Here is a 20,624-nt window from a genome sequence, read left to right as displayed (position 1 = left end):
ATTCATGGCTTTAACCCGCCTGCTGATAAAAGATTTTCGTAATATTGAACAGGCCGACTTAGCGTTAGCGCCAGGATTTAACTTTCTGGTAGGGGCGAATGGTAGCGGTAAAACCAGCGTGCTGGAGGCGATTTACACGCTGGGTCACGGCCGTGCTTTCCGCAGTTTGCAGGCCGGCCGGGTAATTCGTCACGATCAGGCAGCATTTGTGCTGCACGGCAGGCTGGAAGGCCAGGAACGTGAGTTTTCGGTCGGGCTCAGTAAAAATCGCGCAGGCGAAAGCAAAGTGCGTATTGATGGCAGCGATGGCCACAAAGTCGCTGAGCTGGCACAGTTGCTGCCAATGCAGTTGATCACGCCGGAAGGTTTTACCTTACTCAACGGCGGTCCCAAATATCGTAGAGCCTATGTCGACTGGGGCTGCTTTCATAACACACCCGGTTTTTTTAATGCCTGGAGCAATCTGCGACGCCTGCTTAAGCAACGCAATGCGGCGCTGCGCCAGGTAACGCGCTACAGCCAGATTCGTCCCTGGGATCAGGAGCTGGTGCCGCTGGCGGAGCAAATCAGCCAGTGGCGCGCCGACTACAGCGCAGCCATCTCGGCCGAAATTGTCACCACCTGTGCACAGTTCCTGCCCGAATGTGATCTGCGTTTTTCGTTCCAGCGCGGCTGGGACAAAGAAAGCGATTATGCCGAGTTGCTTGAGCGCAACTTCGAACGCGATCGCGCCCTGACTTATACCGCCAGCGGCCCGCACAAAGCGGATTTTCGTATTCGTGCCGAGGGCACGCCGGTGGAAGATTTACTCTCACGCGGTCAGCTTAAACTGCTGATGTGCGCATTGCGTCTGGCACAGGGCGAGTTCCTGACCCGCCAGAGCGGACGCCGCTGTGTTTACCTCATTGATGACTTTGCTTCTGAACTGGATGACAGCCGTCGCCGCCTGCTGGCGGAACGACTTAAAGCAACCCAGGCACAGGTTTTTGTCAGCGCCATCTCTTCGGAGCATGTAATCGACATGACTGACGAAAAGGGCAAGATGTTCCGCGTGGAACAGGGTAAAATAGCGGTTCAACCTAAAGATTAAATGAGCGAGAAACGTTGATGTCGAATTCTTATGACTCTTCAAGTATCAAAGTCCTGAAAGGGCTTGATGCGGTACGCAAACGCCCGGGCATGTACATCGGCGATACCGATGACGGAACCGGTCTGCATCACATGGTATTCGAGGTCGTGGATAACGCAATCGACGAAGCGCTCGCCGGTCACTGTAAAGATATTGTCGTGACAATCCATGCCGATAATTCGGTTTCCGTTCAGGATGACGGACGCGGAATTCCAACCGGTATCCACGAAGAAGAAGGTGTGTCGGCGGCTGAAGTTATCATGACCGTGCTGCACGCTGGCGGTAAGTTTGACGACAACTCCTACAAAGTGTCTGGCGGCCTGCACGGCGTAGGTGTTTCCGTTGTGAACGCCCTGTCCCAGAAACTGGAACTGACCATTCGTCGTGAAGGCAAAGTGCATCAGCAGATTTATCTGCACGGCGTACCTGAAGCGCCGCTGGCGGTTACGGGAGATACCGATGCAACCGGTACCCGCATTCGTTTCTGGCCAAGCCATGACACCTTCACCAACGTTACCGATTTCGAATATGACATTCTGGCGAAACGCCTGCGCGAACTGTCCTTCCTGAACTCTGGCGTATCGATTCGTCTGGAAGACAAGCGTGATGCAAGAAACGACCACTTTCACTACGAAGGTGGTATCCGCGCCTTTGTTGAGTACCTGAATAAAAACAAAACGCCTATTCACCCAACCGTATTCTATTTCTCAACCGAGAAAGACGGCATTGGCGTGGAAGTCGCACTGCAGTGGAATGACGGCTTCCAGGAGAACATCTACTGCTTCACGAACAATATTCCACAGCGCGACGGCGGTACACACCTTGCGGGTTTCCGCGCCGCGATGACGCGTACGCTGAATGCCTACATGGATAAAGAAGGCTACAGCAAAAAAGCCAAAGTCAGCGCGACCGGTGACGATGCCCGTGAAGGTCTGATTGCGGTCGTGTCGGTCAAAGTGCCGGACCCGAAATTCTCTTCACAGACCAAAGACAAACTGGTTTCTTCAGAAGTGAAATCGGCCGTTGAGCAGCAAATGAATGAACTGCTGGCTGAATATCTGCTGGAAAATCCGGGCGATGCAAAAATCGTTGTGGGCAAAATTATTGACGCCGCACGCGCTCGTGAAGCCGCACGCCGTGCCCGTGAGATGACCCGCCGTAAAGGCGCGCTGGATCTTGCTGGCCTGCCAGGCAAACTGGCGGACTGCCAGGAGCGCGACCCGGCGCTGTCAGAAATTTACCTGGTGGAGGGTGACTCTGCTGGCGGTTCTGCCAAGCAAGGCCGCAACCGTAAGAATCAGGCCATTCTGCCGCTGAAAGGTAAGATCCTGAACGTTGAGAAGGCGCGTTTCGATAAGATGCTGGCTTCTCAGGAAGTCGCCACGTTGATTACCGCGCTGGGCTGTGGCATCGGCCGCGATGAATACAATCCGGATAAACTGCGTTACCACAGCATCATCATCATGACCGATGCGGACGTCGACGGCTCCCACATTCGCACACTGCTGTTGACCTTCTTCTATCGTCAGATGCCAGAGATTATCGAGCGTGGTCACGTGTATATCGCGCAGCCGCCGCTGTATAAGGTGAAAAAAGGTAAGCAGGAGCAATACATCAAGGATGACGAAGCCATGCTGCAGTACCAGATTGCTATCGCCCTTGACGGTACCTCGCTGCATACCACCGCCAGCGCACCCGCGCTAGGCGGCGAACCGCTGGAAACACTGGTCGCTGAATTCAACAGCACTCAGAAGATGATCAAACGCATGGAGCGTCGTTATCCGATGGCCATGCTGCGTGCGCTGATTTATCACGATACACTGAGCGATATCAGCAACGAAGCGCAGGTGACCAGTTGGATTAACGGTCTGGTTAGCTACCTGACAGCACGCGAGGCGCACGGCAGTACCTATCTGGCCCAGGTGCGTGAGAACAGTGAGCAGAATGTCTTTGAGCCGGTTTTACGCGTTCGTACACATGGAGTGGACACGGATTATCCTCTGGATGCCGAGTTCCTGCAGGGTGGCGAATACCGCAAGATCTGTGCACTGGGCGGCAAGCTTCGCGGCCTGCTTGAAGAAGATGCCTATATCGAACGTGGCGAACGCCGTCAGCCCGTCAGCAGTTTTGAACAGGCGATTGACTGGCTGGAGAAAGAGTCACGTCGCGGCCTGTCAGTGCAGCGATATAAAGGTCTGGGCGAAATGAACCCAGAGCAGCTGTGGGAAACCACCATGGATCCGGACAGCCGCCGTATGTTACGCGTGACCATCAAAGATGCGATTGCCGCCGATCAGCTGTTCACCACGTTGATGGGTGACGCGGTTGAACCGCGCCGCGCCTTCATTGAAGAGAATGCGCTGAAAGCCGCAAATATTGATATCTAATCGCCCAGCGACAGACAAAACCCTTCCCACCGGAAGGGTTTTTTTTTGCCCGATACGTCTGACTGCCCTGCGTGGGGCAGAACCCGCTGCAACAAGATAATGGTTTACGCGTGCTGTAAAGCGTCGACAAACTGGTCAATGTGAGCTGAATCGCGCTAGCATTGCAGTAAACCCGACACAACGAGGATGCTATGGCTATAAAACTGATCGCAATTGATATGGACGGCACGCTGCTTAATCCGCAGCATGAGATCACACCTGCGGTAAAAACCGCCCTGAACCGCGCCCGGGAAAAAGGGGTGTCCATTGTGTTAGCGACCGGCAGGCCTTTCGTTGGCATTGAGCGTTATCTGAAGGAGCTTGATCTGCAGGCTCACGGACAGTACTGCATCAGCAATAATGGCGCACTGGTTCATCAGGCCGAAGATGGCGAGGTCGTGGCGGATGTGACGCTGGGCTTTGACGATTATTTGTATGTCGAGAAGCTGGCGCGAGAACTGGGCGTACATTTTCAGGCCTTTGATAAATCCCACCTCTATACGCCAAACAAAGACATCAGCGAATTCACTATTCACGAAGCCAGCCTGACCGGTATTCCGGTACGTTATCGCGCAGTAGAAGAGATGGATCCCGCCACGCGTTTCCCGAAACTGATGATGATTGATAAACCCGGCCTGCTTGATGCGGCGATTGCAAAACTGCCTGAGCAGGCGCATCAGACTTACACCATCCTGAAAAGTGCGCCTTATTACCTGGAGATTCTCGATCGCCGGGTGAACAAAGGCTATGGCGTAAAAATGCTGGCAGAAAAACTGGGCCTGAAAGCGGAAGACGTCATGGCGATAGGCGATCAGGAAAACGATCTGGCCATGATTGACTACGCGGGCACTGGCGTGGCGATGGGCAATGCAATTGAGTCGGTGAAGAAAATTGCCCAGTTTATTACCAAAACCAACAGGGAAGATGGCGTCGCGCACGCGATTGAAAAATGGGTACTTTAATTCTTTCCTGACGCAGGATGAAACGGCGAGTGAAAGCACCTGACGCGGCCGTTTCATCGGTAAATACGCGCGTAACTTGTCTGAACATTACCGCTCACTGGATTTTGTCATGTCTGAAAAACAGATCACATTTGCATCACGCCATCATCAGCTGACTAACATCAACGTCTGGACAGCCGACAGCCAGTGGCTGGCATTTGATGTGCGGCCCTCCGGTGCCTCTTTTACCAGCCAGACCATTGAGCGGGTCAATGTGAACACCGGCGACGTGGAGGTGTTATATCAGGCAAGGGATGGCGCGCACGTTGGGGTTGTCACCGTGAGTCCGACATTGCCCCCACGTTACGTTTGTATTCATGGGCCTGAACATCCCGATGACAACTGGCAGTACGATTTTCATCATCGCCGTGGCGTGATCGTTGAAAAGGGTCAGGCAGAAAATCTGGATGCATGTGACATTACTCCGCCCTTTACTGCCGGAGCCTTGCGGGGCGGCTCCCACGTACATGTTTTTAGCCCGGATGGGACACGTCTCAGTTTCACCTATAACGATCATGTGATGCACGAGCGGGATCGGCGCCTCGACCTGCGTAACGTTGGCGTCGCCGTTCCCCTGCGGGCGGTTACGCCAGAAAAGCAGCACCCACGAGAATATGACGGTAGCCATTTTTGTGTGTTGGTCAGTGAAACCCACGTCAATCCGCAGCCGGGCAGCGATCAGATCAGTCGGGCATATGAAGAGGGATGGATTGGCAACCAAGGCTATCAAAAACCTGACGGTAGCTGGCAGCGCTGGGCCATCGCCTTTACAGGCGATACCCTTTCCGCTTCAGGCGAAAAGTGCCCTGAGGTGTTCGTGGTCGATCTGCCAGAGAAGCTGGAAGACTTCGCAAAACCCGGCTTTTTCCCGCTGGAAGGTAGCAGCGATCGTTTACCGGCTCCACCCGCTGGCGTCCGGCAACGTCGAATAACGACTACCCGGGGCCTGGCATCACAGCCTCGTCACTGGTTGCGCAGCTCGCCAGACGGCAGCAAAATTGCGTTTTTGATGGCGGATAACCAGCAGGTCATCCAGCTCTGGGTCGTGTCGCCCAATGGCGGCGAACCACATCAGGTGACCCGGCTTACCCACAGTATTCAGTCGGCGTTTAGCTGGCAGCCTCGCGGCGAAGCCATTGCCTTTATCTGCGACAACAGCGTTATGCGCTGCCATGTGGTAACGGGCGAGTGTGAGCGTTTAACGGTGCGAAGCAGTGAAGCACCGTCTGGTGATGCGGTCGTCTGGTCACCAGACGGGAAGCTGATTGCCTTCATGCGTGAGATTGAGGGCTGGCGACAGTTGTTTACCGTTGCGGTTGCATAGTGGGCATGGGCTGGGCATGCGCCAGATTTTCTTCAGTGTGCGCCAGCTTTTCGCTCTGCAGCACCCGAGCGCGCGGAGAGTCCAGGCTTTGGTCGCTGTCACTGCGATAGTAATCCCATGGCAATAACAGCGTATCCATGACCGCAGAAAACGGCAGGTCAACCAGGGCCAGCGGCTTAAGCGCCCAACTGGTGTTACTGTCGGTCAGAATATCCGCGCTGGCGCGCGTGCCCGGATAATAGCCCTGGCTTGCTCCGGTATGCGACATCACGCTCGAACAGCCGCTTGAAACGACTGCGCAGCACATAACGCCAGCCAGCGGTAACCTTTTCATCATTTTCATATCGTCATCCCTTCAGTCCTGGTCACACCTGGCTGAGTTGGCTCGCCAGCGTACCTTCCCACCTGATAGTGAAGTCCGTTCTGGTCCGGCAATCTACCCCTGAGTGTATGTCATTTCACCGATTTGGCGAAAAAATTACGCACAGGCCCTTGAAAGGATGTTGTCCGCACCCATTTTTATAGCAGGCCGTTAAGGTTGCCGCCGTAAGGGGCAATGCGGTACGACACAACCTGTCCAATGGTGGAAGGTTGCCAAAACTTGCTGACATTCAGGAGTATTTTTATGCGTAACTTTGATCTGTCTCCACTTTATCGCTCTGCTATCGGTTTTGATCGCCTGTTCAACCTGCTTGAGTCCAATCAAAATCAGAGCAATGGCGGTTATCCTCCTTATAATGTCGAACTGGTTGATGAAAACCATTATCGCATTACCATTGCGGTGGCTGGCTTTGCCCAGAGTGAACTTGATATTACTGCCCACGACAACGTGCTGATCGTGCGCGGTGCCCACCCAGAAGAGCAGACTGAACGTAAGTATCTCTACCAGGGCATCGCCGAGCGTAATTTCGAGCGCAAGTTCCAGCTGGCTGACCATATCGTCGTACGCGATGCGCGTCTGGAAAATGGTCTGTTAAGCATCGATCTCGAGCGCCTGGTGCCTGAAGAAGCGAAACCTCGCCGGATTGAAATTCTGAAATAAAGCGGCCGTAATGGCTACGTCATTTTGAAAACGGCCACAGCATACGTGCTGTGGCCGTTTTTTTTGGATACGATGGCGATAACGCGTCACTTAGAAGCGCCGCGGTCAGGGAAACTGACTGAAAAAAGGAGAACGCGCTAAATAAGGCAGGAATACAACCGCCCTGAACGACCAACTGCACAGAAATCAGTGTTGAATCTGCGCCAGTTCTTCCTCGCTCAGGCCTGTCATTTTCATTATGGTGTAAAGATCGAGACCATTCTGTAGCATGGTTCGCGCGACTTCACGTTTCCCTTCATCGCGGCCTCTCTGAATACCTTGCTCAAGGCCTTTCTGAATCCCTTTTTGTTCAAGCTGCTGTGCAATGGTCATTAGCGCGTCTCCATGTTGCGGCACCCGCAGGGCGAGTTCCTGAATGAAAGCCTCGACGGCCGGGGTTTCCCCCGCCTGCATGATATAATGTACCAATGATACGACCTGTGATGATGAAAGATAACCTGACAGCAGCACAGGAACAAGCCTGTCCATCAGATCGGCGAGATCGCGCTGATGGATATGCTTTTGTAACAGCGTCAGCGCAGCCATACTGCGATGGCCCGCTATTTCGTCATCCGATATTACCGTGACATCAACCAGCGGAAAGCGGGTGCTGTACAATTTACCGGCCAGCGCGGGATGGGTAAATTCATCCAGCCAACAGGTGGAATAAGGATATGGCCTGCGTCTCCCCATATAAAACAGTACGGGTATCACCAGCGGCAAGGCTTTATGGCCAGCTTCGAGATGGCGCTGCATTGCCGCTACCGCGTAGCGCAGGAGCCTGAACGCCATATGTTTATCGGGTGAAGACTGATGCTCGATCAACACATGAACATAACCCTTACCGCCTGCGGTTTTCAGGCTGTAAAGCACATCGCTAAAATATTGACGAAGATCCGCTTCGACAAAAGAACCTGACTCCAGCTTTAACGTGTTGAGATCACAAACAGCGCGCAGTTCTTCAGGAAGATGAATATCCATAAAATCGCGGGCAATTTCGGGCTGGGTTAAAAATTGCCGGAAAGTCGCATCGTGCGGTGTTGGCGTAGTGTTTTTTTTCATCACATCCGGCCTGTGAATGATAATAAGCACAGGTCCCCGGCCCGGAAGTAACGTTTGAGGCTGAGGAAATCGTGCAATTTTTCTGGTTTTTCATTGCCTTGGTGGATTGATACTTTCATCTCCCCGGCGGGCTGTCCAGGCTAATTATCTTTTCTGAGGAGTGCGTTCCATATTTATGCCTGTTGACCCGTCGTTGATAAATATAATGCCGCGCCGACTTCTATATTTAAACGCCCTACCAATGAAAATAATGACCACTCATGTGTGATAACCAATCATTTTATATGCTTCACGTAAAAACACGCATGCAATAACATCCCCTTCAACCCTGGCCATTCTCATCACTTATTTTCCTTAAAAATTTTTCTATAACATTTCATCACCTATACACTCACACAGGATTAAATTTATTTTTATAAATCATGCTGACCAAAAACGCTTAGCGATAAACTTAACCGTAACGACAGATTAGAATATAACGTTACACGACGATGCATTAAATACTCTTTCCAACATGTAAGGAGTCTCTTAATGGCTATAACCCGACGCTTTATATTACAGGCCGGCGGTGCGCTGGGTGCGCTAACGGTTTTTAACGCCCTCGGCAGCACACCTTTTAGCTCAGGAGAAAAACAACCTGTATTGGACGTTCCCGAAGGCAGCGTTGACTGCCATATGCACCTTTATAACGATAAATACCCTGCTGCGCCCGGTGCCAGCTTACGGCCCGCCAATGCCTCTCTTGCCGACTACCATCAGTTACAAACCCGGCTGGGACTTCGCCGCATGGTCATTGTCACACCTTCGACCTACGGCACAGATAACCGGCTTTTAATTGAGGGTCTCAGACAGAGTGGTGGACAGGCAAGGGGCGTGGCCGTTGTCGACGCTTCGGTGAGTGATGCAGAGCTACAAGAAATGGACCGGCAGGGCGTGCGTGGTATCCGTTTTAATTTGAGCAGATGGGGAACCTCTCTGGACAGTCTGGAGCCTCTTGCTTCTCGAATCGCACCACTGGGATGGCATATTCAGGTTGTTGCGCCCGGTGAAAAACTGGCTGAGCTGGCATCGCGCCTGAGAGCATTGCCGACAAAGCTGGTTATCGATCACATGGGACATGTTCCGCAACCCGAGGGAACAAAAGCGCCGTGTTTCCAGACATTAACCCGTCTTCTTGACGCGGGTAATACCTGGATAAAACTGTCTGGACCCTATATCAAGTCGCGCATCGGACCACCGGGTTATGAGGATGTCGGCCAGGTCGCTGCGGAACTGGTCAGGCGCCGGCCAGACCGCCTGTTATGGGGAAGTGACTGGCCCCATCCGACAAAAGCAGAAAATGATAAGCCCGATGATGCCGCTATGCTCGATTTACTGGCGCACTGGGCACCTTCGTCTGCGGACAGGTTGTTGATTTTGCGCGATAATCCATCAGAGCTCTATGGCTTTGATCATCACGCCCACGGATAAACAATCAGAAAATGAGGTTGTATGCTCGTCAGAGGCCTGCAACCTCAGCCTGATACTTTAGATCTGCGGGCGCATAAACCACCGCTGCCTGATCATGCCACCAAACATATTCACCAGCAGGCCGACAATAATGATCGCAGCGCCGACAACCTGCTGGAGTGACAGCGTTTCGTTCAACAACAAGGCTGCACTGACGATTCCAACAACCGGAACCAGCAGAGAAAGCGGTGCCACGCGCCAGGTTTCATAACGGCTAAGCAGCGTACTCCAGATGCCATAGCCCAAAATAGTCGCGATAAAGGCCAGATAAACGAGCGCCAGTATCGTCTGCAGGTTAATCTGCGCCAGGCTACTGACTATCGCGGCTTTACCGTCGAACAGCAGCGAACAGCCAATAAAGGGGATAACCGGTACCAGTGCGCTCCAGACCACCAGCGACATCACCGGCACCGGATAGTGACGCGTAATGATCTTATTCGTGATGTTCCCCAGCCCCCAGGAGAATGCCGCTGCCAGCATAAGCATCATCGTGGTGAGCGTAATACCAGCCGCACTCTGGCCCACCATTCCTGAGGTCGCTAACAAAAAAATGCCCAGCGTGGCGATAATAATGCCCGCGATATGGTTCCAGCGGAGTTTCTCTGCCAGGAACAGCGCGCCGAGTAGCAACGTAAAGAACGCCTGGGCCTGTAGCACCAGCGAGGCCAGACCTGCGGGCATGCCCAGCTTGATCGCCAAAAACAGAAACGCAAACTGTCCAAAGCTGATGGTCATCCCGTAGAGTAAAATCCAGCGCAGTGGCACGGCAGGACGACGCACCAGCAAAATGGCAGGAAAGGCGACCAGGGCAAAACGCAGCCCGGCCAGCAGGAAGGGCGGCATATTCTGCAGGCCCAGTTTGATCACCACAAAGTTCACGCCCCAGGCAACCACCACGCACAGGGCCAACAGCATATCTTTTCCCGACACAGCACACTCCTTTTGCCCGTCTCAGGCCACAATAGCGCTGAGCTCAATCGCATCTATCGATAATGCAAAAACAGGTCTCGGCAGCCCCTCAATATCAGGTTGAGGCAGCGTGGCGTATAACCAGGTAACCTCACATAGGGCTGTCCGTGTTCAGACCGGGAGCAGGTCTAACTGTCCCGCCAGGCGTGCTCCACTTCCTCTGCAAGAATCTGTACGGCTCGTTCAATATTTTCCGCATCCGGCACGTAGTTCATACGCATGCACTGATGCGTGTGCGGCCAGTCATGTTCCAGCCCCGGGAAGAAAAAGTGCCCGGGCACCATCAGTACGCCTCGCGCCTTAAGCCGTTGATACAGCAGCTCCGTGCTGATCGGCAAATCGCGGAACCATAACCACAGGAAAATCGCCCCTTCGGGTTTATGTATCAGACAACGTTCTGCGGGCAAATAACGACGAATAATGTTAATCGTCTCCATGACCTTGCGCTGGTAGAAGGGTTTGATCACCCCTTCAGACAGCCGCAACAGATCGCCACGCTGGGTCATTTCACAGGCGATAGCGGGCCCAATACTGCCCGGTGCCAGGCTGATAATGCCGTTCATGTTACTAATCGCCGTGATGGTACTTTCATCAGCGATGATAATTCCGCAGCGCGCGCCAGGCAGGCCGAGTTTGGACAGGCTCATGCAGAGAATGATATTGGGGTTCCACAAAGGTCGGACATCGCTGAAAATAATGCCCGGAAAGGGGACGCCATAGGCATTGTCGATCAGCAGCGGAACCTCATGCTGCTGCGCCAGCACATCCAGCTTCAGCAGTTCGTCATCGGTAATCACGTTACCGGTTGGATTCGTCGGGCGTGATACACAAATCAGGCCGACGTCATCATTCATGGGCAAATGTTCAAAATCGACGTGGTACTTAAACTGCCCTTCCGGCAGTAACTCAATATTCGGCTTGGCCGAAATAAACAGATCGTCATCCAGACCCGCATCGGCATAGCCCAGATATTCGGGGGCCAGAGGGAACAGCACGCGTTTTTTGCTGCCGTCACTGCGGCGCCCTGCAAACAGGTTAAACAGATAGAAAAACGCGCTCTGGCTGCCGTTGGTCAGGGCGATGTTCTGTGCAGTGATAGACCAGCCCAGTTGCTCTCGCAACATCGTCGCCAGCGCATCCAACAGCACCGCCTTGCCGCGAGGGCCATCGTAATTACACAAGGCCTCACTCAGTTTGCCTTCATCGTGCATATGCTGCAGCAACTGCTGAAAATAGTCGTTCATCTCCGGAATCTGCGCGGGATTGCCACCGCCAAGCATGATAGTGCCTGGCGTGCGTAAGCCTGCACCCATGTCTTCCATCAGACGTGAGATGCCGGAATGCTGAGTAAATTTGTCGCCGAACTGAGAAAAGGCCATAGCGGTTAAAAATTTGTAATGAATAATGGGAGAACCACCATAACGCCCGCTCCCGGCGGGCGCAATGGAAAGCCGTGGGGATTACGTCAGGACATGCGGATTAACGCAGTTTTTCTCTACATTGCCGTTAAGGGCTGCAATCAGGTTTTCAACCGCATCCTGCATCATTCCGTATCGGGTTTCGTGGGTCGCTGAACCAATGTGCGGCAGCGTCACGACATTCGGTAACGACAGCAGCGGCGAGTCAGTGGGTAAAGGCTCTTTTTCGAAGACATCCAGCCCGGCGGCGTGAATAGTGCCCTCCTGCAGGGCGGCAATCAGGGCGTTTTCATCCACCACTGGCCCACGGCCGGCATTGATCAGTACCGCACTGGATTTCATCAGTTTCAGCTGTTCCGCGCCGATCAAATGGTAAGTCTCTTCAGTCAGCGGCAGGCTGATGCATACAAAGTCGCTCTGTTTCAATAGCGTTTCCAGTTCACACCGTTCTGCGGCGAACTGTGACTCGGCCTGCGCGTGCTGGCGGCGAGCCTGATAAATAATTTTCATGCCAAAACCGAAATGCGCCCGCTGGGCCAGCGCCATGCCTATGCGGCCCATCCCCAGAATGCCCAACGTTTTGTGGTGTACATCAATACCAAAATGCGCCGGACCGATGCTTTTTTGCCAGTTGCCAGCCTTGACCCAGGCATCCAGCTCCGGAATGCGGCGCGCGCTGCTGAGCACCAGCGCCATGATGGTGTCGGCGACCGTTTCAGTCAGCACCGTCGGCGTGTGCATCAGCACCACGCCTCGTTGATTTAACGCATCCACATCAAAGTTGTCATAGCCCACAGACACGCTTGAGCAGGCCCGCAGTCTGGGCATTTTTGCCAACAGATCGCGATTAACTTTGCCGCCCGAGCCCAGTAATCCTTCTGCCTCCTGTAGCGCTTTTTCGTGCTGCTGCTGGCTTTCTGGCGACAGATCCTTCATTTCAGTCACCGTGGCATGTTCAGCAAGACGCGCACGCAGATCGTCAGGCAATTTTTTGTATAGAATGACGGCGGGTTTCATCAGATAGCTTCCTGTAAATAGATGACGGGCAACGCTAAGGTCGCCCGGAGAAGAGGCTAACGCTTACGCTTTCAGGCCGGTTTCGCCCCATGAAGCGACGGCGCCTTATTTTGTGCAGGTTTGACGATAAGCGTCAGTACCACTGACAGCAGTAACGCCCCTCCCATAAAGATATAGGAGGCAGAAGGACTCCCGGTCGCGCCATTCAGATAACCCACAATCCATGAGCCGATAAAGGAACCCAGCGCACCCATACTGTTAATCAGGGCCATTGCGCCACCTGAAACATTACGTGGCAACATTTCCGGGATAATGGCAAAGAAGGGGCCATATGGCGCGTACATCGCAGCCCCGGCGATCACTAACAACGTATAGGATAGCCAGAAATTGCCCGATCCTACCAGGTAGGAGCCGAGGAAGGCCAGCGCCCCAATCAGCAATAAAGGCCAGACGAATAACTTACGGTTTTGGGTTTTGTCTGACGCCCAGGACACCAGCACCATTGCAATGGTCGCCGCCAGATAAGGCACTGCCGATAACCAGCCCGCCTCCACCATGCCCATTTGCGTACCGTTACGCAAAATTGAAGGTAGCCACAGCACGAAACCGTAAACGCCAATGCTCCAGGCAAAATATTGCATACAAAGAATGATCACATTGCGGTTACGGAAGGCTTCCCCATAGTTACGCACGGCCTTGATACTTTCCTGCTCTTTTTGCAACTCGGCCTGCAGCGCGGCTTTTTCGACCTCACTCATCCAGCGTGCCTGTGAGGGTTTGTCCTGCACCATAAACCACCAGGCTACGGCCCAGATAACCGCAGGAATGCCTTCAAAAATAAACATTTCCCGCCAGCCAAAGGCCTCAATCAGATAACCGGAGACCACTGACATCCATAATACCGTGACCGGATTGCCCAGGATCAGAAAGGTATTAGCCCGCGAGCGTTCAGATTTAGTAAACCAGTTACTGATATAAATCAGCATCGCAGGCATTACGGCCGCTTCAACCACGCCGAGGATAAAGCGAATGGCCGCCAGCATGGGAATATTACTGACTACGCCGGTCAGTGAGGCGCAGCCACCCCACAGAATCAGGCACCAGAAGATCAGTTTTTTTACGCTGCGGCGTTCGGCATAAATCGCGCCGGGTATCTGAAAAAAGAAATATCCCAGAAAGAACAAGGCGCCCAGTAATGACGACATGCCTTTCGTGATGCCCAAATCGTCGTTAATGCCCGCTGCTGAGGCAAAACTAAAATTGGCACGGTCAAGGTAGGCAAGGCTGTATGTAATAAACACGATGGGCATGATGAACCACCAGCGTTTTGGCGCGATCGTCTGCGTTTTCATCGGGAACTCCTCTGTCTGTGTTTGAGGGCTGGGCTATGCATCGCCTAACTGCTGACGCGTCGGCAACCCTTCGCTGTCGCCAATAACCTGAATCGCCAGTGAACCTATTTTGTTACCCCGGCGGATCGCCTGCACCAGTGGCTTCCCTTCCAGCAACGCACTAATCACACCCACGGCAAAGCCATCCCCTGCCCCTACAGTATCGACGACGTTATCCACTCTCATCGCCTCCACCTGGCCCTGTTCACCGCTGGCCGTCTTGTACCAGGCCCCCTCACAGCCGGTTTTAATGATCACCGCCTTTACGCCCTTATCAAGATAAAAGTCAGCGATATCCTGCGGCTGGCGATAGCCAGTTAAGATATAGCCTTCTTTTTCGCCAGGCAGTACCCAGTCTGCGTATTCTGCTAACAGATTGAGCTGCTTGCGCATTTCGCCTTCGCTGCGCCACAGTACTGGACGCAGATTGGGGTCAAACGAAAGCGTTTTGCCTCGCGCCCGCATCTCTTTCGCAGCATGCTTTGCCAGCTCAAGTGAGCTGTCTGAAATCGCTGCTGCCACCCCGCTGAGGTGCAGATGACGTGCAGCGCCAAAATAGTCGTGATCAAAATCTGTTGGCGACAGATGACTGGCGGCGGAGCCCTTACGAAAGTACTCCACCAGCGGATCTGAACCGTCATCGACTTTGGATTTCAGCTGGAAGCCGGTCGGATAGCGCGGGTCAACGGTCACCTGACGATGATCGATATTTTCCTTATCCAGCACCTGACAGATGAAGCGACCAAAGGCGTCCTGCCCCACGCGGCTCACCCAGCCCACTTTCAGCCCCAGTCGCGCCAGACCAATAGCGACGTTCAGCTCTGCGCCAGCGGCGCGCTTCACAAAGGTGTCTACTGCGGCCAAATCGCCCGTTTCACGGGCGACAAACATGGCCATGGCCTCACCGATGGTGATTACATCAAGCGTGCCGTTTGGATGGGTAGTCATATGTACTCCTCAGACGTTACGCAGCAGCGTCACATAATGGCGCGTCACCGCAATCAAATCGTCGCCTTCCAGCGGAAACTCAATGCCGCGAGGCACTGCTGCTGGCAACCGGTGTAACAGGCTTTGCCAGCCAGGGCCGGCATCATCCAGCGCGATGGCGCGGTAGCTTGTCCCCTGCGGCACCGCCGCTTTGACATGCACGTAACCCACATGCTCAGCCAGCAGACCAGCCGCCTGGATCGGGTCTTCACCTGTCCAGCACCAGTTACCCATGTCAAATGTCATGGTAATCGGCAGCGCCGCCTCACCGGCGGCCTTAAAGAACCCTACCATCGGTTGCTGTTTGCCGAAGCGGGTTTGATCGTTTTCCACAGTCAGGGGCACGCCATATTCTGTCATCAAGCCACGTAGCTTTTCGCTGTACAGCGCGCCCGTAAAGTTACCCAGCGCCACTTTCAGCCGCTGTGCATTCAACTGACGTGCTTCGGAAAAGTAACCGTCCAGTAAGGGGTTAAGTTTGCCGTCCTCACAGAACAAGGTGTCGGGTACCGAATAACTGATGCGCAGCTGGTGCACCTGCGCTGCCTGCGCCAGCGCGGGTAAATGGGCTAACGTGGTCTCATCAAACAGTTCACGGCGGATTTCCACACCGTCGGCGCCCGCCTGCTGGATAAGGGGCAATAGCGCGGCCTGCCCGCCCAGCTCAGCAATCTGTTGATGACCATACGCGGCGGCCACGACGATGATTTCGGGCTTCATTACGACTCCTGATGTGAAAATCTGCATTAACGTTATAAAAACGTTAAATGGAACCGGTTCCAAAGCAAAGTAGCAAAATGCGGAAGTATGATCGTGCTCACGAAGCGAGCACGTAATCGAAGGGAAGAGTCTGAAAATCAGCCGAGGCGTTGGCTGGAACCGCGCACGATGAGTTCGCCTGAAAAAACCTGTTCACAAGGTGGATGGTCGTGCCCCTCAATACGGGATATAAGACGTTCGAGCGCGCGATAACCGATTTGCCAGGTGGGCTGCTTTAAGGTGGTAATACCGACGCCAGCCAACGCAGCCCATTCGAGCTCGTCAAACCCTAACAGGCCAATATCTCTACCCCAGCGCAGGGCAAGACGCTGCAGAGAATGAGCCACCTGCAAGGTCAGGGCGCCATTGGCTACCATTACCGCACAGCGTTTTCCCGCGTGCCGCTGATGAAAGTCGCGCAGAATCTTATCCATTATCCCGGGCTGGTGCAGCGCGACTTCCGCATTCTCATGGGCGATTGCGGGATGTGCAGCAAGACGTTGCCGAAACGCCTGCAGTCGCTCCCGGCGCGTATTCACGCTGCCTAAGGGTTCGCTGAGAAACAGCAGCGACTCATAACCGTTGTCAATAAGATGGGCTGTGGCCGTTTCTGCCGCTTCGGCATTATTCAACCCGACCACATCGCAGGGGAAATCAGGGATTTTTCGGTCGATCAGCACCATGGGCAGTAAAGACTGTTGTAGTCGGCTCAGTACCGCTTCATGCATGCCAACGGCGTTAACGACAATGCCCTCAACCTGATAGCTGCTCAGCAATTGCAGGTAATGTTGCTCCAGATCGACTTCGTTATTGGTATTACACATCAGTAACGTAAAGCCACATTCACGGCAGGCCGCTTCAATGCCACACATGACGTCTACAGAATAGGGATTGGTGATATCGGCGATGATCAGGCCAATGAGTCGGGTACGCCCCCGTTTCAGGCCACGTGCCATCTGGCTTGGCCGATAGTTAAGATCGCTAATCGCCTGCTCGATGCGCTTTTTTAAATCGGCAGAAAGCAGATGTTGCTCGCCGTTTAAATAGCGCGAGACGCTGGTTTTACCGGTTTTTGCCGCATGAGCAACATCGCTGATAGTGGCGCGAGGCGGCCTGATTTTCATAAAGTATTCCGCAAATTAAGCATCCCGCGAGACTACCACAGCCATACAACATGGCAAAAACGTTCGCGTTACTGGGGAAATTGCAGCCAGGGTTGCCACAGTACTTGTAACTCCGCCAGCGGTGCTCCTTCCAGCAGCCGCATCACCATCATCGCAACCTGCTCGCCTCTCTGCTGCTCGCTGGCCTGCCGAATGGCGATAACCGGATGATCGATAATGGCGTCGACCGGTAGCCCATCCCATGCCACTAAGGCAACAGCAGTATCACCCTCCAGGCGGCCCGCCTGCTGTAAGGCCACGAGCGCGCCTTCCGCCAGGGCGCTGCAATCGGTGATAATGGCCTGAGGTTGCAGCCCCTGTGCCAGCCAGTCTGTGGTTTGCTGATAGCCCGCCCGGCGCGACGGCGCAACCACCGCCGTGGCATAGGGCGGCACGGAATCCATTGCGTTGAGGTAGCCCTGGCGACGATCGCGCACAAAGGTGCAGGTTGTATTGCCTCCGAGCCAGGCGATGCGTTGCATACCCAGCGCCAGGCAGTGTTTTACCGCCAACGCCGAACCTGCGGCGTTATCAACATCGAACCAGGCATGATTCTGCTCTGAATCACTGCGTCCCAGCGTAAGAAAACTCACGCCTTTCTGCTGCAGGCTGAGCAGGCGCGCGTCATGAGGTGACGTGTGCGTAACAACAATGGCATCCACTGCCCGGCTGCGCAGCATGCGAATCAGTGAACGCTGCCCGTCATGCGGTTTATCTGTTAACAACACGAGATCGATATCGTGTTGGGAAAGACGCTGATCGAGCGCCAGTAATATCTTGTTAAAGTGCGTATCGTTGAAAGCGGGTGTGGTCATTGGATAAACCAGGCCAACCGCATTGGCACGGCCGGTTTTCAACCGTCGCGCTGCAACGTTGGGACGGTAGCCGCGCCGCTGCGCTTCTTCTTCCACGCGCTGCCGCGTTTGCTTTGCCACATCTTCATAGCCGTTGAGTGCCCGGCTCACTGTGGTAACGGAGAGACCCAGTACTGACGCAATGGCTTTAAGTGACATGATGCGTTATCCATTGTTCAATTTGAACCATTCTTGCATAAAGCGTTGACAGGCACCGTGCGCAGGTTCCCAACTGGAAACCTTACCCATTTTATTACCAAAAGCCGTCGAAAAAAGGACAGCGAGTCTGACTTTGCCCCCGGCGACGGGGGCGAGATGATCAATTTAACGGACTGAGCGTGATTTCAACGCGGCGGTTCTGTGCCTTACCGGCTTCAGTGCTGTTGGTTGCAACTGGACTGTCTGGACCTGCCCCCTGGGTATGCAAGCGGCTGCCGGCTACACCCTGAACGATCAGCGCGCTGGCCACACTCTCTGCACGCTGCTGCGACAGACGCATATTTAAAGCACGCGAGCCGGTGCTGTCCGTGTGTCCCACGACATTCACGGCGGTTTTAGGATACTCTTTTAGCACCATAGCGACGCCGGTCAGCGTATTAGCGCCCGCCGGTTTCAGGCTGCTGCTACTGGAATCAAAGGTCACATTGTTCGGCATATTCAGCACGATGTTATCGCCCTGACGCGTAACGCTAACGCCGGTTCCCTTCATTTTGTCACGCAGCTTCGCTTCCTGAACATCCATGTAATAGCCCACGCCGCCGCCTAACGCCGCGCCGCTTGCTGCACCGATTAACGCACCTTTGCCCCGATCTTTCTTCGAAGAGGAAAGCACGCCAACGCCAGCACCCACTAATGCGCCCAAACCTGCGCCTACACCGGATTTTCCCGCCTGAGACTCACCGGTATAAGGATTAGTTGTACAACCTGATACCACCAAACTACCGCTCAACAGCAGGGTGAGAGCAATTAACTTTTTCTGCATTATTTGTCCCTTAGATTCATCACAACGAGGCACCTTGTCCCCGGTTGGCATTGATTATGCCGCGCAAAAGTGAGGAAAATCCTGAGACAATGTCTTATTTTGTAAAGGATCGACGTTAAATGTTGTCAGGATGACAAAAGCAGTTGGTTTGATGATCGTTTATCAGGCCGCAGGCCTGCATAAATGAATAACAAATTGTCGGGCCGATGAATTTAAAACCACGGGTCTTTAGCGCTTTTGAAAGCGCGATAGCCTGCGCAGAGGTGGTGGGGCTTTGTTTGTAATCGGCAACATGATTGACGACAGGCTGATTATCAACGAACTGCCATACAAAGTGGGCAAAATCCTCCCCTTTTGCTTCCATTGCCAGCATCGCCCGGGCATTAGCAATAATGGCCGCAATTTTTCCGGGATGACGAATAATGCCGCTGTTTTGCATCAGTTGGGCGATATCCTGATCGTCCATCTGCGCAATGGTTTGCGGTTCAAACTGGTGAAACGCGGCGCGGTAATTTTGGCGTTTTTTCAGTACGGTAATCCAGGATAACCCAGCCTGCTGGCCTTCCAGACAGAGCATTTCAAACAGCGCCTGCTTATCCCTCTGTGGTCTGCCCCACTCGTCGTCGTGATACGCCAGATAGACAGGATCTTGCGTTACCCAGCCACATCGTTGCATCGTGTTTTTCCTTTTATGCCAGGCCATGTTTATTGCCTCGATAGTAGAGGGAATCCTCCAACATTTGAACCCGAGTCACAGTAAATTGCGAGGCCGCTTCGGTTATCCGCTGCACTCATGCATTTAGCTGAACCAATCACGCATAAAAAGCGAAGGCAGCGATAACGAATGTAAATACAATGATAACGATAGTCATTTTCAGGTAACTCCATGCGTAACAATGTCATCCTTATTGGGCGTGAGCTCACCGTATTTCTTTTTGCTTCTCTGTTTATCACCTTCATGATCGGCCCCATCTATATCGATGTGGTCTGGATGAATAATGCGCTGCACGAAGCGTCTTTTACCGAAACCGCGCAGGAACTGTTGTTATTCAGTCTTGCCGCACTGTTTTTTATTGCCGCCCGTCATCGGCCTGCACAACGCGGTGGATTAACCCTAATTGCCGGTTTTTACAGTTGCATGCTTATTCGTGAGCTGGATTTTTTCTTCGATCTCATCCGTCATGGTAGCTGGATGTGGTTTGCGCTGGCGATCGCGCTGGGCAGTTTAGCGGTGGCCATGCGTACCCCAAAGCAGACCCTGAGCGCGCTGGCCGATCTCCTCAGGCACAACCGCTGGCCCGTTATGGCTGCCGGATTGATGATCGTGCTGGTTTTTTCCCGACTGTTTGGGATGAACACGCTGTGGTCTCACCTGATGCCCGATCACTACAATCGTGGCGTAAAAAACATGGCCGAAGAAGGCGTGGAATTACTGGGCTACAGCCTGTGCTGGCTGGCCGGGCTCCGCTATCTGTGGCAAACCCGTCGCTAAAAGCGTAAGACAGCTTACGCCACGTCCGCCCAGCCATTGTGTGAACGCATCCGGTTGGGT

19 protein-coding genes are annotated in these 20,624 nt (G+C 53.7%); 7 read left to right on the top strand and 12 right to left on the bottom strand.

Annotated elements, in window-relative coordinates:
* Nucleotides 1–4 precede the first annotated feature (4 nt).
* From recF to EL29_RS18395, 4 genes are all read left to right on the top strand, one after another.
* Entirely contained in the window at nucleotides 5–1,090 is a 1,086-nt protein-coding gene (gene recF / locus EL29_RS18410) for a DNA replication/repair protein RecF (RefSeq protein WP_014332921.1), read from the top strand.
* 17 nt (nucleotides 1,091–1,107) lie between these two features.
* Nucleotides 1,108–3,516 carry a DNA topoisomerase (ATP-hydrolyzing) subunit B gene (gene gyrB, locus EL29_RS18405; RefSeq protein ID WP_028716115.1) on the top strand — a complete coding sequence of 803 codons (2,409 nt, stop codon included), beginning with the start codon at nucleotides 1,108–1,110 and terminating at the stop codon, nucleotides 3,514–3,516.
* A gap of 191 nt (nucleotides 3,517–3,707) precedes the next feature.
* Nucleotides 3,708–4,517, top strand: a complete 810-nt coding sequence (yidA, locus tag EL29_RS18400) for a sugar-phosphatase (protein WP_013023994.1) — start codon at nucleotides 3,708–3,710, stop codon at nucleotides 4,515–4,517.
* Nucleotides 4,518–4,626: 109 nt separating this feature from the next.
* Nucleotides 4,627–5,880, top strand: a complete 1,254-nt coding sequence (locus tag EL29_RS18395; RefSeq protein ID WP_028716114.1) for a YidR family protein — start codon at nucleotides 4,627–4,629, stop codon at nucleotides 5,878–5,880.
* On the opposite strand, the gene EL29_RS18390 is transcribed toward EL29_RS18395, so the two are convergent.
* Nucleotides 5,861–6,223, bottom strand: a complete 363-nt coding sequence (locus tag EL29_RS18390) for a YceK/YidQ family lipoprotein (RefSeq protein ID WP_013023991.1) — start codon at nucleotides 6,221–6,223, stop codon at nucleotides 5,861–5,863. The two genes, EL29_RS18395 and EL29_RS18390, sit on opposite strands and share 20 nt — an antisense overlap.
* Before the next feature lie 282 nt (nucleotides 6,224–6,505).
* Between EL29_RS18390 and ibpA the strand changes: the two genes are divergently transcribed.
* A complete protein-coding gene (gene ibpA / locus EL29_RS18385; RefSeq protein ID WP_014332924.1) occupies nucleotides 6,506–6,922 on the top strand; it encodes a small heat shock chaperone IbpA in 417 nt (138 codons plus the stop codon).
* 186 nt (nucleotides 6,923–7,108) lie between these two features.
* Here ibpA and EL29_RS18380 read toward each other — a convergent pair whose 3' ends face one another.
* Entirely contained in the window at nucleotides 7,109–8,023 is a 915-nt protein-coding gene (locus tag EL29_RS18380; RefSeq protein ID WP_080695309.1) for an Rpn family recombination-promoting nuclease/putative transposase, read from the bottom strand.
* Between the two features lie 531 nt (nucleotides 8,024–8,554).
* Here EL29_RS18380 and EL29_RS18375 point away from each other — a divergent pair.
* A complete protein-coding gene (locus EL29_RS18375) occupies nucleotides 8,555–9,493 on the top strand; it encodes an amidohydrolase family protein (protein WP_028716112.1) in 939 nt (312 codons plus the stop codon).
* A gap of 57 nt (nucleotides 9,494–9,550) precedes the next feature.
* On the opposite strand, the gene EL29_RS18370 is transcribed toward EL29_RS18375, so the two are convergent.
* The 10 genes from EL29_RS18370 to EL29_RS18325 all read right to left on the bottom strand — a co-directional run bounded on the left by EL29_RS18370 (nucleotide 9,551) and on the right by EL29_RS18325 (nucleotide 19,748).
* Entirely contained in the window at nucleotides 9,551–10,462 is a 912-nt protein-coding gene (locus tag EL29_RS18370; protein WP_028716111.1) for an EamA family transporter, read from the bottom strand.
* Nucleotides 10,463–10,629: 167 nt separating this feature from the next.
* Complete coding sequence (locus tag EL29_RS18365) at nucleotides 10,630–11,880, bottom strand: valine--pyruvate transaminase (RefSeq protein ID WP_028716110.1); 1,251 nt, start codon at nucleotides 11,878–11,880, stop codon at nucleotides 10,630–10,632.
* 81 nt (nucleotides 11,881–11,961) lie between these two features.
* Nucleotides 11,962–12,936: a glyoxylate/hydroxypyruvate reductase GhrB gene (gene ghrB, locus EL29_RS18360; RefSeq protein WP_013023985.1), complete on the bottom strand. Its 975-nt coding sequence runs from the start codon at nucleotides 12,934–12,936 to the stop codon at nucleotides 11,962–11,964.
* Between the two features lie 71 nt (nucleotides 12,937–13,007).
* The gene (locus EL29_RS18355; protein ID WP_013023984.1) at nucleotides 13,008–14,288 is read right to left on the bottom strand and encodes an MFS transporter; all 1,281 of its coding nucleotides are present in this window, start codon (nucleotides 14,286–14,288) and stop codon (nucleotides 13,008–13,010) included.
* Nucleotides 14,289–14,321: 33 nt separating this feature from the next.
* A complete protein-coding gene (locus tag EL29_RS18350) occupies nucleotides 14,322–15,275 on the bottom strand; it encodes a sugar kinase (protein ID WP_028716109.1) in 954 nt (317 codons plus the stop codon).
* Nucleotides 15,276–15,284: 9 nt separating this feature from the next.
* Nucleotides 15,285–16,034 carry a sugar phosphate isomerase/epimerase family protein gene (locus EL29_RS18345; protein ID WP_014332930.1) on the bottom strand — a complete coding sequence of 250 codons (750 nt, stop codon included), beginning with the start codon at nucleotides 16,032–16,034 and terminating at the stop codon, nucleotides 15,285–15,287.
* 137 nt (nucleotides 16,035–16,171) lie between these two features.
* Nucleotides 16,172–17,197, bottom strand: a complete 1,026-nt coding sequence (locus tag EL29_RS18340; RefSeq protein WP_028716108.1) for a LacI family DNA-binding transcriptional regulator — start codon at nucleotides 17,195–17,197, stop codon at nucleotides 16,172–16,174.
* A 68-nt stretch (nucleotides 17,198–17,265) separates the two neighbouring features.
* Nucleotides 17,266–18,249, bottom strand: a complete 984-nt coding sequence (locus tag EL29_RS18335) for a LacI family DNA-binding transcriptional regulator (RefSeq protein ID WP_028716107.1) — start codon at nucleotides 18,247–18,249, stop codon at nucleotides 17,266–17,268.
* Between the two features lie 160 nt (nucleotides 18,250–18,409).
* Nucleotides 18,410–19,072 (bottom strand): OmpA family lipoprotein, encoded by a 663-nt coding sequence (locus tag EL29_RS18330; protein WP_028716106.1) that lies wholly within the window; start codon nucleotides 19,070–19,072, stop codon nucleotides 18,410–18,412.
* 115 nt (nucleotides 19,073–19,187) lie between these two features.
* Entirely contained in the window at nucleotides 19,188–19,748 is a 561-nt protein-coding gene (locus EL29_RS18325) for a DNA-3-methyladenine glycosylase I (RefSeq protein ID WP_026020892.1), read from the bottom strand.
* Nucleotides 19,749–19,958: 210 nt separating this feature from the next.
* Between EL29_RS18325 and EL29_RS18320 the strand changes: the two genes are divergently transcribed.
* Complete coding sequence (locus EL29_RS18320; RefSeq protein ID WP_019104664.1) at nucleotides 19,959–20,564, top strand: hypothetical protein; 606 nt, start codon at nucleotides 19,959–19,961, stop codon at nucleotides 20,562–20,564.
* The last annotated feature ends 60 nt before the right edge of the window (nucleotides 20,565–20,624 follow it).

It is taken from the genome of Pantoea ananatis LMG 2665, assembly GCF_000710035.2.
In the GTDB taxonomy this organism is placed as follows: domain Bacteria; phylum Pseudomonadota; class Gammaproteobacteria; order Enterobacterales; family Enterobacteriaceae; genus Pantoea; species Pantoea ananatis.
This window is presented reverse-complemented; position numbering and strand designations above follow the sequence as displayed.

What these genes read in the sequence shown, in the direction of transcription:
- recF (WP_014332921.1), top strand. Translation starts at nt 5, where the DNA reads ATGGCTTTAACCCGCCTGCTGATAAAAGATTTTCGTAATATTGAACAG.
- gyrB (WP_028716115.1), top strand. Translation starts at nt 1,108, where the DNA reads ATGTCGAATTCTTATGACTCTTCAAGTATCAAAGTCCTGAAAGGGCTT.
- yidA (WP_013023994.1), top strand. Translation starts at nt 3,708, where the DNA reads ATGGCTATAAAACTGATCGCAATTGATATGGACGGCACGCTGCTTAAT.
- EL29_RS18395 (WP_028716114.1), top strand. Translation starts at nt 4,627, where the DNA reads ATGTCTGAAAAACAGATCACATTTGCATCACGCCATCATCAGCTGACT.
- EL29_RS18390 (WP_013023991.1), bottom strand. Translation starts at nt 6,223, where the DNA reads ATGAAAATGATGAAAAGGTTACCGCTGGCTGGCGTTATGTGCTGCGCA.
- ibpA (WP_014332924.1), top strand. Translation starts at nt 6,506, where the DNA reads ATGCGTAACTTTGATCTGTCTCCACTTTATCGCTCTGCTATCGGTTTT.
- EL29_RS18380 (WP_080695309.1), bottom strand. Translation starts at nt 8,023, where the DNA reads ATGAAAAAAAACACTACGCCAACACCGCACGATGCGACTTTCCGGCAA.
- EL29_RS18375 (WP_028716112.1), top strand. Translation starts at nt 8,555, where the DNA reads ATGGCTATAACCCGACGCTTTATATTACAGGCCGGCGGTGCGCTGGGT.
- EL29_RS18365 (WP_028716110.1), bottom strand. Translation starts at nt 11,880, where the DNA reads ATGGCCTTTTCTCAGTTCGGCGACAAATTTACTCAGCATTCCGGCATC.
- ghrB (WP_013023985.1), bottom strand. Translation starts at nt 12,936, where the DNA reads ATGAAACCCGCCGTCATTCTATACAAAAAATTGCCTGACGATCTGCGT.
- EL29_RS18355 (WP_013023984.1), bottom strand. Translation starts at nt 14,288, where the DNA reads ATGAAAACGCAGACGATCGCGCCAAAACGCTGGTGGTTCATCATGCCC.
- EL29_RS18350 (WP_028716109.1), bottom strand. Translation starts at nt 15,275, where the DNA reads ATGACTACCCATCCAAACGGCACGCTTGATGTAATCACCATCGGTGAG.
- EL29_RS18345 (WP_014332930.1), bottom strand. Translation starts at nt 16,034, where the DNA reads ATGAAGCCCGAAATCATCGTCGTGGCCGCCGCGTATGGTCATCAACAG.
- EL29_RS18340 (WP_028716108.1), bottom strand. Translation starts at nt 17,197, where the DNA reads ATGAAAATCAGGCCGCCTCGCGCCACTATCAGCGATGTTGCTCATGCG.
- EL29_RS18335 (WP_028716107.1), bottom strand. Translation starts at nt 18,249, where the DNA reads ATGTCACTTAAAGCCATTGCGTCAGTACTGGGTCTCTCCGTTACCACA.
- EL29_RS18330 (WP_028716106.1), bottom strand. Translation starts at nt 19,072, where the DNA reads ATGCAGAAAAAGTTAATTGCTCTCACCCTGCTGTTGAGCGGTAGTTTG.
- EL29_RS18325 (WP_026020892.1), bottom strand. Translation starts at nt 19,748, where the DNA reads ATGCAACGATGTGGCTGGGTAACGCAAGATCCTGTCTATCTGGCGTAT.
- EL29_RS18320 (WP_019104664.1), top strand. Translation starts at nt 19,959, where the DNA reads ATGCGTAACAATGTCATCCTTATTGGGCGTGAGCTCACCGTATTTCTT.